Annotated in this window: 12 protein-coding genes; 1 reads left to right on the top strand and 11 read right to left on the bottom strand. The window is 25.5% G+C overall.

All coding sequences use genetic code 11. From position 1 onward, the window contains the following. Window positions 1–4: 4 nt before the first annotated feature. From ACH2BC_RS01305 to ACH2BC_RS01265, 9 genes are read right to left on the bottom strand one after another with little or no spacing between them, the layout of a single operon-like run. Complete coding sequence (locus ACH2BC_RS01305; RefSeq protein ID WP_395052142.1) at window positions 5–1,051, bottom strand: NAD-dependent epimerase/dehydratase family protein; 1,047 nt, start codon at window positions 1,049–1,051, stop codon at window positions 5–7. A gap of 2 nt (window positions 1,052–1,053) precedes the next feature. Continuing rightward, window positions 1,054–2,205 (bottom strand): glycosyltransferase, encoded by a 1,152-nt coding sequence (locus tag ACH2BC_RS01300; RefSeq protein ID WP_395052141.1) that lies wholly within the window; start codon window positions 2,203–2,205, stop codon window positions 1,054–1,056. Then, window positions 2,187–3,080: an NAD-dependent epimerase/dehydratase family protein gene (locus tag ACH2BC_RS01295; RefSeq protein ID WP_395052140.1), complete on the bottom strand. Its 894-nt coding sequence runs from the start codon at window positions 3,078–3,080 to the stop codon at window positions 2,187–2,189. The genes ACH2BC_RS01300 and ACH2BC_RS01295 overlap by 19 nt, the downstream gene beginning before the upstream one ends. 13 nt (window positions 3,081–3,093) lie before the next feature. After that, window positions 3,094–4,188: an acyltransferase family protein gene (locus tag ACH2BC_RS01290; protein WP_395052139.1), complete on the bottom strand. Its 1,095-nt coding sequence runs from the start codon at window positions 4,186–4,188 to the stop codon at window positions 3,094–3,096. Beyond that, the gene (locus tag ACH2BC_RS01285; protein WP_395052138.1) at window positions 4,185–5,348 is read right to left on the bottom strand and encodes a glycosyltransferase family 4 protein; all 1,164 of its coding nucleotides are present in this window, start codon (window positions 5,346–5,348) and stop codon (window positions 4,185–4,187) included. Before ACH2BC_RS01285 ends, ACH2BC_RS01290 begins: the two co-directional genes overlap by 4 nt. Window positions 5,349–5,350: 2 nt before the next feature. After that, entirely contained in the window at window positions 5,351–6,148 is a 798-nt protein-coding gene (locus tag ACH2BC_RS01280; RefSeq protein WP_395052137.1) for a TylF/MycF/NovP-related O-methyltransferase, read from the bottom strand. Beyond that, window positions 6,145–6,789: an acyltransferase gene (locus tag ACH2BC_RS01275; protein ID WP_395052136.1), complete on the bottom strand. Its 645-nt coding sequence runs from the start codon at window positions 6,787–6,789 to the stop codon at window positions 6,145–6,147. The genes ACH2BC_RS01280 and ACH2BC_RS01275 overlap by 4 nt, the downstream gene beginning before the upstream one ends. Continuing rightward, the gene (locus tag ACH2BC_RS01270; protein ID WP_395052135.1) at window positions 6,774–8,060 is read right to left on the bottom strand and encodes an ABC transporter ATP-binding protein; all 1,287 of its coding nucleotides are present in this window, start codon (window positions 8,058–8,060) and stop codon (window positions 6,774–6,776) included. Before ACH2BC_RS01270 ends, ACH2BC_RS01275 begins: the two co-directional genes overlap by 16 nt. Continuing rightward, complete coding sequence (locus ACH2BC_RS01265) at window positions 8,060–8,929, bottom strand: ABC transporter permease (protein WP_395052134.1); 870 nt, start codon at window positions 8,927–8,929, stop codon at window positions 8,060–8,062. The genes ACH2BC_RS01270 and ACH2BC_RS01265 overlap by 1 nt, the downstream gene beginning before the upstream one ends. Window positions 8,930–9,070: 141 nt before the next feature. Between ACH2BC_RS01265 and ACH2BC_RS01260 the strand changes: the two genes are divergently transcribed. Beyond that, on the top strand, window positions 9,071–9,808 hold the full coding sequence (locus ACH2BC_RS01260) for a tyrosine-protein phosphatase (RefSeq protein ID WP_395052133.1): 738 nt from the start codon (window positions 9,071–9,073) through the stop codon (window positions 9,806–9,808). A 2-nt stretch (window positions 9,809–9,810) separates the two neighbouring features. Here ACH2BC_RS01260 and ACH2BC_RS01255 read toward each other — a convergent pair whose 3' ends face one another. Next, entirely contained in the window at window positions 9,811–12,186 is a 2,376-nt protein-coding gene (locus tag ACH2BC_RS01255) for a GumC family protein (RefSeq protein WP_395052132.1), read from the bottom strand. A gap of 4 nt (window positions 12,187–12,190) precedes the next feature. After that, the gene (locus ACH2BC_RS01250) at window positions 12,191–12,952 is read right to left on the bottom strand and encodes a polysaccharide biosynthesis/export family protein (RefSeq protein WP_395052130.1); all 762 of its coding nucleotides are present in this window, start codon (window positions 12,950–12,952) and stop codon (window positions 12,191–12,193) included. Between the last annotated feature and the right edge of the window lie 21 nt (window positions 12,953–12,973).

The raw sequence follows: 12,973 nt of genomic DNA, 5'->3' as shown, positions 1-12,973 counted from the left end.
GATATTATTTACGTTTATCCCAGTTTTCAATAATTTCTTTAAAAACCGTTGGGATGTCTTTGGTTATTTTCCACATTGGAAAATGTTCTTTTATTTTGGTTAAATCCGAATAATAACAAATATGATCACCTTCTCTATTTTGGTTTAAATATTCATACTTCATTTCTTTACCAGAGATTGAAGAGACTAATTTAAATGCTTCAAGAATTGATATTGAATTTTCTTTTCCACCGCCAATATTATAAACTTCTCCTTTTCTAGGATTTTGAATAAAATAATCAATAAAAGTTGCTACATCATACGAATGAATATTATCTCGAACTTGCTTTCCTTGGTAGCCAAATACTTTATAGAGTTTACCGTTGAGATTGGTTTTAATTAAGTAACTTAAAAAACCATGTAATTCAACTCCTGAATGATTTGGTCCAGTTAAACATCCTCCACGTAGACAGGCAGTGTACATCCCAAAATAACGCCCATATTCTTGAACCATGATATCTGCAGAGAGCTTTGAAGCGCCAAAAACAGAATGCTTACTTTGATCTATTGTAAAGTTTTCAGAAATTCCGTTTATAAAATTATCATCATTAAAGTCCCATCGCGTTTCCAACTCTTTTAGTTGAATAGTATTTGGTGCATCGCCATATACTTTATTGGTAGACAGGTGAATAAATGGAGATTCTAAACAAAACTGTCTACATGATTCTAGTAAATTAAAAGTTCCTAAAGCGTTTACGTCAAAATCATCAAATGGTCTTTTGGCTGCTAGGTCGTGACTTGGCTGTGCGGCTGTATGAACTATAACATCTGGCTTTTGATTCTCTATAAATTGTAAAACTTGGTTTCTATTTCTTATATCAATTTCAAAATGCGTGAAATTTATATAAGACGATTCTAAACGTTTTTGATTCCATCTTGTATCTCCATCTGGACCAAAAAAATCGGCTCTCATATTATTATCTATACCAATAACATCATGATTACGTTGCGCAAAATAATTTACCACTTCGCTTCCTATTAAACCACTTGAACCTGTAACTAAAATTTTCATTTTTAACTATTTATTATGTCATTAGCAATTTTAATAAACTCATATCCAAAATTTTGAGATTTTTTTTCATAATCAAAATCTGGTTTTTCATATTTGTTTATATTAAATTTAAGTAAAATTTCAGCCAATTGATTTTCATTGCATGGATTAAAATAATATCCTTTATCTTTAAGTTGTTCTTTATGTACATTTAAATCTGACACAATACAATTTTGATTCATACTTTTTGTATCCTCTACTACTGTACTCCATCCTTCAAATAATGAAGGTTGAATTATTGCTAAAGAGTTTTTCATTAAATATAATTGTTCTTCCCTATCAATAAATCCTAAAAAAAGTATATTTTCTTGAAGATCATTTTTTATGGTAAAATCTTTTAATTCTTGAAAATATTCTGGATTTCTGTAATCATATTCTTTGCCTGAAAATGCTACTGTAAAATTTAATTTATTTTTATTTTTTAATATTACTAATGCCTTTAATATTATTATTTGATTTTTATGTTTCCAAAATTGATTAGGTGAAAAAAAATAATTTTTATTATTTAAATTATGTTTTTTTAAGATTTCTTGATTTAAATTATCATATTTTGGATGAAAAACCGAAAAATTTAAAACATAATTTTTTGTGTTGTTTTCTTTAAAAAAAAAATTATAATCATTTAATGCATCTTTACTACTGAATACAACATTTTTTTTTGATTTAGAGAAAATCTTTCTATTGGATTTTCTTTCTTCTAAATTTGCATTTGGGTAAAATTGTGGTAAATGAAGTTCTTGAAAATCGGGTATCCAAAATAATTGTTTTTTTATCCAACTTAAACTCGCATCACCATTAGAAGGAAACAATAAATCTATATTTGAATCAATATTTTTAATGATGTTTCTTTTAAAAATTATTTTTCTTGATATTTTATTAATTATTTTTGGTATTAAATTTTCCTCATGGTTTATATTTTTATAATTTATATAAGGATAATTTAATTGTTTTATTTTGAGAAAATCTTCTTCATTTTTTGAAATAATTATTAATTTAGGTAACGATTTATCTTCTAAAAGTTTCAATGATTGTATTAAATTCATAATATAGTAACTTCCACCAATCCATTTTTCGTCGTAAGAAAATAAAAGTCCAATTATAATTCTTTTATCCATTGTATGTAGTTGTTTATACCATTTTCAATACTCACTTTTGATTTATATCCCATAGATTCTAATAAATTAATATCTGCTTTCCAATTGAGTGGATCACCTTGTTTTACAATATTATTAAATACAATTTCTTTATTTGTTTGTAAGCTATTTTTAAAAATTTCAGAAATTTCACCGATTGTATATTCTTTACCATTTGCAATATTAATTTTTTCAGCTTGAAAATTACTGTTATTTATTACAAGATGAATAGCATTAATAATGTCGTTTACGTGAATAAAGTCTCGAGTTTCTTTGCCAGTTCCAAATAATTCAATAACACTTTTGGTATTAAATTTTTGGTATAAATCCCAAAATAATTGTTTTTTTAATCCGTTTCCATAAGCAGAAAAAATTCTTAATGAACAAGTTGGTATGTTGTAAAAATCATAAAATTCTTGACATATTTCTTCACTTTGCAATTTGTGAATTCCATATGGTGATAGTGGTTTTAAAAATGAATTCTCTTTTATTGGTAAACTTGCAGGATTTCCATAAACTGCTGCACTTGATAAATTAATAAATTTACAAGTTGGTTGATACATTTTTATTGCTTCGAGAATTTTAAAAACATTAACTGTATTTAAATTAAAATCTCTTAGCGGAAAATTTAATGATAATGGAACGCTTGCAGCTCCAGAACAATTTATACAAACATTTATTTGATTGTTTTCAAATAGAAAATGATAATCCGAGTTGGTTGCTTCAATTTGAAAATAGTTTTGATCTTCATAATCGGCTATAACATCACAGCCAATAACTTCAAATTTTAAAGATTTAAAATAATTATAAGTATAACTTCCAATAAAACCTTTTGAACCAACTACTAAAATTTTCATTATTTTTATAAATTTAATTATATATAAAATTACTTTTTAATTTATTTATAGGTTTTTCTATTAAAAACCAACTTAAACTAGCTATTAATATACTAATCATTACAAATAATAGAGCTTTAAATTCCATATTGAATGAAAGTTCTAATTTTCTTAAAATTAAATTACCAATGTTAAGTACAAAATAATGATATAAATATAAACCGTAACTAATTTTTCCTAGATATATTACTATTTTGTTTTCTAAAATATATTTTATAATTCCTTTGTAACTAAAAGTTATTGACCAACCTAAAATCCAAAAACTCATTATATTAAATAAAAATCTCATTATAACTCCTGAATAAAAATTGTATTTTAAATCATTATCGTAAATTGAATAACTAAATATCATAACTATTAAAAAAGCAAAAATAGAAGAAATAAACAGCATTTTATTTCCAATTATTTTTTTTAAAAAACTTTCTTTATATAAACTTAAATACCCAAGAATTCCACCAATTCCAAGAGAATCTAATGCACTAATAGTATGGAAATTCCATAAACCGATATTAAGTGGATTGGAAAAATATAAAAACATACGTCCAAATAAACCAATAAAAACAAGGCCTACTAAAAAACTTAAAATATATTTTTGTCTTATCGCAAAAATAAAAATAGGAAATAGAATATAAAATTGCTCTTCAATAGCTAAAGACCATAAATGACTGTAACTTCCTGCTATTGAAATATCGCCACTATATCCAATAAACAAATTAACTGAATATGTAATTAGCCATGTAAAAATTTCTCTGCAAGGATAGTAATTTATTAAGAAAAGAAAAAACAAAAGTATATAGTAAACTGGAAAAATTCTTAAAGAACGTCTAGTGTAAAACTGTTTTATAGAATGTGAATTTGATTTTTTATTATTTATATTTTTTATTTTGGCATTTAATAAAATTCTTGTTATTAAAAAACTACTTAAAACAAAGAAAAACATAACTCCATACCCAAGTGGTAATCTTGTAATAAATCCTGTATTAATAAAATGACATAACATTACTGAAATAATTGAGAAAAATCTAAATCCATCCAATTGATTGAAATATTTCAATTCTGTTTTATTCATAATTGATTTTTAATTTTTTTTATAAATGCCACTCCTTTTCTTACAATCTTGTAATCAAAATACATTCTAATAAAACGTTTTATGTTTAATATTCTATTTTTTTTAAGTTTTTTATAATCATAATATAAATTAAAGTATTTCTCAGCTTGTTTTGAAATGTCAAAATTTTGTTCAATACTTTTGATACATGCAATACTTCTTTTTTCTAATTCATCTCTGTTTCTTGATAAAAATTCGATTTTTTTAGCAAAAGTATTTATGTCGTTTTTATCTATTACAAATCCTATATCAATAGTGATAACATTTTTTATACCTTCACTAAAATTGTAAACCAATGGTACGCAACCAACGCTCATAGATTCTAATAATGAAACTGGCAAACCATCTAGTGATGAAGGTAAAATATATAAATCAATTTCCTTTAAAATAACCATTATATCTGCTGTTGTTTCAGGAATAAAGAAATTAAAGTTATCTCTATGCTTAACTTCATTTATAAAATTCTCTCTTTCTTCTCCATCACCTAAAATTGTCCAATCTACTTCTATATTTAATTTTTTTAATTGGTCATCAATTTTAGGTAAATCATATATACCTTTCTTTTTAACATGGCGTGCTAAAAAAACTAGTCTTAATTTTTTATTTTTATTTATTGCTTTCTCAAAATTTTGAACTGTTACTCCATGTTGTATAAAATGAATATCTTTTTTTCTATTGGGTAACATTTCACAAATTTCATTGTAAACTGCAATATTATGAGCTATAATAACATCAATAATATGACTGTATGTTTCTGCTAAATGAATATAGGCATCATCTTGACAAATAAAGAAAATTGTTTTTTTATATTTTCTATAAATTTCTAATGTTGCTAATTCTGTTTGAAAATTAGTAAGTACTGCTCCTTCTTTATTAGAAATTAGTTTTTCTAATCTTTTTGAAATTTCTTTAATGGGTTCACTAGAAAAATCAAAAACTTTATTATTCTCATCTATTATTAAATTTTCTAATCTTTTAGCTTTCCAATGTAATGGATTGAGAAATATACATTTTATGTTAAAATTATCATTTGGTCTATTGTCTATCATATTTCTATGAAAACTAGCTCCACCACCCATTAAATAAATGCTAAAAACTACTAGCTCTGGTTTTTCTGACATTATTATTTTTTTATTATAATTCCTTGTCCTGTTGGCAAACTTAAAATAGAAACATTTTTTTGTTTAGCAAATTCATCGAAAGCATACTTTTGTTCTGTATGAAGAGAAAAACCATAATCATCTAAAACCACAACACCGCCTTTAACTATTTTATCCCAAAAATAATTAATAGCAGCTATTTCTGGAGCAACAGCATTCATATCGATTGAAAAGTAAGCAATTTTAGTTGCATTACAAACCGATAAAGTTTCTGGCACTTTTCCTTTAATTATCTTTACATTATATTGGCTAAACGTTTTTTTAACTGCTTCGTAAACATCTTCATAATGAGTTTCATATACCGCAATACCAGCTTTTTTCTCTTCTAGAGTTATTTGTTCAATAGGAAATCCATCAAAGGTATCTAACAAATAAAATGTTTTATCAAGTTTTTGAAAATCAATGTAATCAATTACCGCTCTAGAATATGCACCAGTGTTTACTCCACACTCAACAAAATCTCCTTCAAGATTTTTTACCAAATCTGCAAACCAACATACAATATAAGTACGCCACTGTAAAGTAAAACCTTTCCAAGGTTTAGTATCTAAAGCTGTTTGATAAGCTTTTGCAAATCTTTCTTCTTTGATAAAATCGCAATTATTACTAGTTGTTAAACTATCAGTATCATATGTAATTGGCCCTAAATAATGAGTTGATCTAGCTCCAATATTAAGTTGACTTCTAAAATTATTAATATTTTTAAAATTAGATATAAACCATTTTATTTTACCTAATTCTTTTTTTATTTTTTTTATCATTTAGAATATTTTATAATTTTCATAGGATTTCCTACACATACGGCAAAATCTGGAACGTCTTTTGTAACTAAAGTATTTGCTCCAATAATAACAGACTTTCCAATAGTTACTCCTTTCAATATTGTTGAATTAAATCCAATCCAACAATCATCTCCAATTATAACTTGTTTCTCATTCAAATCATTTATTTTTTGCAAACCAAGATTTTTTATGTGTTTAAAATCTTCATGTCTTAAATTTTTATCCGTTGGATGAGAATTATTATCATGAATATTTACATTGTGAGAAATTAATACTCTGTTTCCAATTACTATTTTTTTTGCTGACCATATTTTGGAGTTTTCTCCAACAAAACAGTAATCACCAATTATAATTTCACCAGCATGACCAAATAACATTAATTCGCCTCTAATATCTGTATTTTCACCAATAACAATTTTAGTTCTGTCGTTAAGATGATTACAAATTTTGGCTTCTTCAAAAATTCTAGTATGTATACCTATTATTGCATTTTTATGGTTAAAATTATTGATTTCTATAATTTTATTTCCCATTAAAACCTCAGTATTTCTAACATGTAATTTATATGAAAAATCAATAACTAATTTTTTAAAAAAATTCATATTTAATTTATTTCCCATTTTGAATCAATAATTACATTTCCATAATCAATACCTTCATACTTAGAGTAAATTGTTCCTGTATCATGAATTTTTATATTGCAAACATTGTCAACAATATGGTGTATTTGAGAACCGTGTTCATATAATGCAAATATAAAATTATATACATTAGGTGCAATTATATTTTTTGGGATAGTAACTTCAATTTTAAAAGTTTCTTTTGTATTATCAATAATTATTTCATTTAAATTATTAATGAATGTACAAACTCTATTATTAAATTTATCTTGAATTCCAACACCTAAAATTACGGTTCTATAATCACCTTTTACCGATATTGTTAATCTTACTTTTATCTCTTCATCAAAACCAAATGAATCTACATTTTGATTTTTTGAGTTTAAAGTTTCTCCTTTTAAAAAAAAAAACTGCTTATTTTTGGTTAAGTTAGTATCTGATAAATAAATATTTTTTTCCAAATCATTATTTTCTGAAACAGGAGTTAAATATTTTTCAATTATTTCTGTAGATGTTCCATAAGCTGATAATTTACCATTATTTAGCAACATTCCTTTATTGCATAAACTTGCAACTGATCCTAACTGATGACTAACAAAAAGCACTGTTCTACCTTCTCCTTTAGAAATATCGCCCATTTTACCAAGACACTTCTTTTGAAATTCTGCATCACCAACGGCTAAAACTTCATCAACTATTAAAATTTCGCTTTCTAAATGAGCTGCTACTGCAAAGGCTAAACGTACATACATTCCAGAAGAATACCTTTTAACTGGAGTGTCAATATATCTTTCAACTCCAGAAAAATCTATAATTTCGTCAAGTTTTCTTGTAATTTCCTTTTTGCGCATTCCAAGAATTGCTCCGTTAAGATAAATATTTTCTCTTCCTGATAATTCTGGATGAAAACCTGTACCTACTTCTAGTAAACTTGAAATTCTACCTTTTACTTTTATACTTCCTGTGGTTGGGCTTGTAACTCTAGATAATAATTTTAATAAGGTGCTTTTTCCTGCTCCGTTTTTACCAATAATTCCAACTGCATCGCCTTGATTTATTTGAAAATTTATATCTTTTAATGACCAAACAATATTGCTATCACTTTTTGTACTTCTATCGTTTGTTTCACCTACTTTTAAAAATGGATCTTCTTTTCCAAGAATTTTCATTTGCCAAAGCCGATCAATATCTCTAGAGATTGTTCCACTACCAATTTGTCCAATTTGGTATGCTTTAGATAAATTTTCTACTTGTATAACTGTTTGACTCATTATATTGTATCTACAAAGTTTTTCTCGGTTTTATTGAAAATTATTATCCCTAAAAATAAAATTACTAAAGTTACTACTACAGAATATCCTAAACTGTAAATAGTAAACTCACCTTTTCCAAGAAATGCATATCTAAATGCTTCAATTATTCCTGTCATTGGATTTAATTCTACAATGTAATCATATCCTTTTTCTTTAGCGTAACTTAGTGGATAGGTTACTGTTGTCGCATACATTAAAAGTTGAACGCCAAAAGTTACTAAAAACGTTAAATCTCTATATTTAGTTGTCATTGCAGTAATAATCAATCCCATTCCTAATCCTAAAAGTGCCATTAAAATTACTAAAAGTGGAAATAAAAATATACCATTTGTAATTTTAAAACTAGCTCCATCTTCTGGAAACAAATAAAAGTAAATCATCATGCATACCATCAATAATAATTGTACTCCAAATCGCACTAGATTACTAACAACTATACTTAATGGCATAATTAATCTTGGAAAATATACTTTACCAAAAATACTTGCATTGTCTCTAAAAACCGTACTTGTCTTAGTTAAACAATCTGAAAAATAGGCCCAAGATGTTATTCCTGTTAAATAAAATAGATATTTAGGTAAACCATCGGTGCTTATTCCAGCAAGATTACCAAATATAAATGAAAAAACTATTGTTGTAAAAATGGGTTGTATAAAAAACCAAAGTGGTCCAAGAATTGTTTGTTTGTAAAAACTAACAAAATCTCTTTTTACAAACATTACTAGTAAATCTCTATAACGCCAAAGATCACTAAAATTTAAGTCAAATAAAGAGGTGTGTCCTTTAATTACTAAATCCCAATCATTATTTTCTTGTTCTAACTTCATTAATAAAAATAATTTTATTCGTTGTAATTTTTATAAAACTGTTTATTTTAAGGCAACAAATATAACAATTTGAGATTATTATACTTGTAATTTCTAGGTTTTAATTATTATTTGTTACTTTGTAAAAAAAAATATTTTCAATTGTATTTCTTCAAAAAAAAAAAACCTTTTTTAAGCGATTTAATCAGTAATGGCTATGTTGACATTCACTCGCATTTACTTCCAAATATTGATGATGGTTCTAGTTCTTTATTAGATACTATTTCTATGATTAAAGCTTTAAATAAATTAGGGTTTTCTCAGTTTATTACAACACCTCATATTATTAATGGCATTTGGGAAAATACTAACGAAAGTATTGCACAAACTTTAAAAAACACGTTAGTTGATTTGCCTAGTGAGTTAAAAAATATTCCATTAATTGCAGCAGCTGAATATATGATGGATACAAATTTTATTAACCAATTTAAAAATGAAAAACTTTTAACCCTAAAGGAAAACTATGTACTAGTTGAAATGTCTTATATAAATGCACCTTTAAATTTATATGATATAATTTTTGAACTTCAACTTGAAGGTTATAAACCAGTTTTAGCTCATCCAGAAAGATATAATTTTTATCATCCTAACTTTGATGAATATAAAAAATTAAATAATGCAGGATGTCATTTTCAACTTAACTTGTTATCTACAGTTGGCTATTATGGTCCAAAAATTGCAGAGATTGCAAATAATTTATTAAAAAATAATTTAATAGATTTTGTTGGTTCTGATGTTCATCATAATAAACATATTGATTTTTTTAACAAAAAAATTGTTTTGAAAAACCACGAAAATTTAAAAGTGGCAATTCAAAACAATCAATTTTTTAAAATTTAATTTTATTTATCCTTTTTAAAGAAAGAGGTTATTTTACTTTTTATAGATTTCTTTTCATTTTCAACTCCGTAACCGTAACCGTATCCATAACCATATCCATAACCGTATCCATAAGTCTTACTTTTCTCAGCATCATTTAATACTAATGCCATATTTGGCAATTTATTTTCTTTGTATAGCGCTTCTGTAAATTTTAACATTCTCTTATCTAGATAATTTGCTCTAATAACATAGATAAATGTATCTGCATTTTTAGCAATTAACAAAGTATCTGTTACCAAACTAACTGGTGCTGTATCTACAACTATATAATCAAATTGTTTTTTTAAGTCGTCAAACATTATATTTAACTTGTCATTCATTAACAATTCTACAGGATTTGGTGGAATTACTCCTGATGGTAATGCATAAAAATTATTAAAGGTTTTAACCTGAACTATATAATCATTAATATTTTCATCACTTTTAGATAAAAAATTAGTTAATCCTTTAGAAGGAAGTGAAATATATTGATCTAATTTAGGATTTCTAATATCTAAACCTATTATTAATACTTTTTTTCCAGACAATGCTATTGTTGTTGCAAGATTTATTGCACAAAAAGTTTTTCCTTCTTTAGGAATAGAAGAAGTTACAAATATGGTTTTACATTTATCTTTAGGCACATGAGACAACATAAATTCCATATTGGTTCTAATCATTCTGATTGCTTCGGCAGAGCTAGATCTACTATTAGATTTAATTATTTCATCATTAGTTTCTGATTTTGGTAAATCTCCTAAAAATGGTATTGAAACTTTTCCTTCAATATCTTGTCTTGATTTAATTTTTGTGTCTAGAATATCCATTAGATATAGAATTCCAAAAGGAACTAATAAACCTAATAACAGTGCAGCTAAGTAAAAAACATTTCTGTTTAAAGAAACTGCACCAGTTAAATAAGCTGTATCAATTACTTTAGCTTTTGGTGAAGTAATAGCTAATGAAATTGCAGTTTCTTCTCTTTTTTGTAATAGATATAAATATAAAGCTTCTTTAATTCCTTTTTGACGTGTTATTTCATTATAAATTTTTTCATGGGTTGGCACTTGACTAACTTTACCGTCAAAAATATTTTTTTGTTTTGTTAAGTCTGTTCTATTTATACTTAAATCATTTTGTCTGCTGTATAAACTTTCTGTAATGTTAGATTTTAATGCTGGTAATTGAGCATCAATTTCTTCTATTTTTGGATTTAAAGTAGTTCCACTCTTAGACAATCTTCTTCTTTCTATAATAAAGTCATTATATTGTCTAATATAATCACTGGATGTTTCTGTACCACTTATTATGTTGGTAGGAATTAATTCATCAATAGTTGTGCTTTTAACTGCTTCAATCATATACTTCCCAACTTTTAGTTGAGTTTCAATATTATTTAAAGATTTGTCATATTCTGATGCTGTTTCTAGTTCAAGTGCAGCATCATTTTTTAAGTCTGTTAATCTAAATTTCTTTTTATAAGTTTCTCCTGTAGTTTCAACACCACCAAGTTCTTTGGCAATAATTTCTAGTCTTTCATTGATGAAATTTAATGTGGTTTCTGCAACTTCATTTCTATCTTTTATTGCATCTACATTATATTCTTTTACTAATTCATCAATATAATCTATACCTCTTTCATAAACTGGATCTGTTATAGAAAGATTTATAATATTAGTTTTTTCTTGACTTGAAATGTTTACTTTACTGCTAAAATTTAATGATTTGGATTCTAAAGAATTTTTAGTGATTACAATAGTTCCTAATTTTTCTGTTGATGAATTATTGTTTAAAAGTATAACAAACTCTCCAAAATTTACTTTAATTTTTTGACCAAATAAATATTTTTTTGGTTTGGATTTAGCAACATCAGATATTGTAAATTTTTTACCCTCAATATCATAAATTATAAATGTAGAATCTTTTAAACTGTAATTTTTAGATTTTTTTGTAAATAGAACACGAATTGGAGAAGTTTTATATAAATCTCTAGTTACAACTCTACCTTCACTAAAATAGGAAATATCTAAGTCTAATTTTGCAACTGCATTTTGAGATAAAGTTCTAGATTTTAAAATTGCAATTTCGTTATCAACATTACTTCTTCCTGAAAAAATTGCTAAATCACTAAATGCCGACATTTCGCTAGAGCCACCTTTTTTTTCGTCTTTTATTAAAATTGTTGAAGTTACACCATATTCTGTTACATAATATCTTAAGTAAATAAATACTAAAGAAAAACATAAAATTACACTTAATAAAAACCATTTCCAATAGTAAAGATATTTAAAAATCTGATCTTTTATATTGAAATCGTTACTGCTATTATTTTCATTATCTGGTAATGGATTTAACATAGAATTATTTTATTATTATAAAAAGTGTAGTTAGTGCAAAACCAAGTATTGAAATTATTGAAGTAACATTAGAACCAATTGCTGTAGAGTCTATTTTAGATTTTCTTGGTTCTACATAAACAACATCATTTTGATCTAAATAATAGAATGGTGAATTTACAAAATCGGCTTTAGTAATATCAATTCTATTAAAAGTTTTTATTCCTTGAAAGTCTCTTATTACTAAAATATTGTCTCTTTTACCATATAATGTTAAATCTCCAGCTTTGGCTAATGCTTCAATTAAAGTAATTCTTTCGCTATCAGCAATAATAGTTCCTGGTCTTAAAACTTCACCAAGTATCGATACTTTAAAGTTCATTATTCTAATATTAATTACTGGATCTTTTAAATATATGGCTAATCGTTCTTTTAATAAATCTTTTAAACCTTTTACAGAAAACCCTGCTACTGATAATGTACCGATTACTGGAAAATCAATATTGCCAAAGTTGTCAACTAAATAAGTTTGCTTTTGAACACCAAAACTACTGTTTGAACTTCCTTCCAGTGAGAGATTATCTAAATTAAATGGTTCAGCAGCTTTAGGTTGTTTGGAAGATATATTAATATATAATACATCATCATTTTGAATTAGAGGTTCATAATTTGAAGAAGAGTTATTAAAATTTTGTGCGCCTTGAAAATATACTATTTCTTTTTTTGGAACACAAGAAGTAACCATTAACATTAAAGTAATTAGTGTATAAATTTTATTTTTTTTCATAAAATGCTAAAGTTTCTTTAT

This window comes from Flavobacterium sp. (assembly GCF_043760115.1).
In the GTDB taxonomy this organism is placed as follows: Bacteria; Bacteroidota; Bacteroidia; order Flavobacteriales; family Flavobacteriaceae; genus Flavobacterium.
Note: the sequence above shows the minus strand (reverse complement) of the source record. Positions and strands in the feature narration are given on the sequence as shown.

Bases quoted from the DNA above. Each gene is read 5' to 3' on its own strand.
- ACH2BC_RS01305 (WP_395052142.1), bottom strand. From the start codon at position 1,051: ATGAAAATTTTAGTTACAGGTTCAAGTGGTTTAATAGGAAGCGAAGTG.
- ACH2BC_RS01300 (WP_395052141.1), bottom strand. From the start codon at position 2,205: ATGGATAAAAGAATTATAATTGGACTTTTATTTTCTTACGACGAAAAA.
- ACH2BC_RS01295 (WP_395052140.1), bottom strand. From the start codon at position 3,080: ATGAAAATTTTAGTAGTTGGTTCAAAAGGTTTTATTGGAAGTTATACT.
- ACH2BC_RS01290 (WP_395052139.1), bottom strand. From the start codon at position 4,188: ATGAATAAAACAGAATTGAAATATTTCAATCAATTGGATGGATTTAGA.
- ACH2BC_RS01285 (WP_395052138.1), bottom strand. From the start codon at position 5,348: ATGTCAGAAAAACCAGAGCTAGTAGTTTTTAGCATTTATTTAATGGGT.
- ACH2BC_RS01280 (WP_395052137.1), bottom strand. From the start codon at position 6,148: ATGATAAAAAAAATAAAAAAAGAATTAGGTAAAATAAAATGGTTTATA.
- ACH2BC_RS01275 (WP_395052136.1), bottom strand. From the start codon at position 6,789: ATGGGAAATAAATTAAATATGAATTTTTTTAAAAAATTAGTTATTGAT.
- ACH2BC_RS01270 (WP_395052135.1), bottom strand. From the start codon at position 8,060: ATGAGTCAAACAGTTATACAAGTAGAAAATTTATCTAAAGCATACCAA.
- ACH2BC_RS01265 (WP_395052134.1), bottom strand. From the start codon at position 8,929: ATGAAGTTAGAACAAGAAAATAATGATTGGGATTTAGTAATTAAAGGA.
- ACH2BC_RS01255 (WP_395052132.1), bottom strand. From the start codon at position 12,186: ATGTTAAATCCATTACCAGATAATGAAAATAATAGCAGTAACGATTTC.
- ACH2BC_RS01250 (WP_395052130.1), bottom strand. From the start codon at position 12,952: ATGAAAAAAAATAAAATTTATACACTAATTACTTTAATGTTAATGGTT.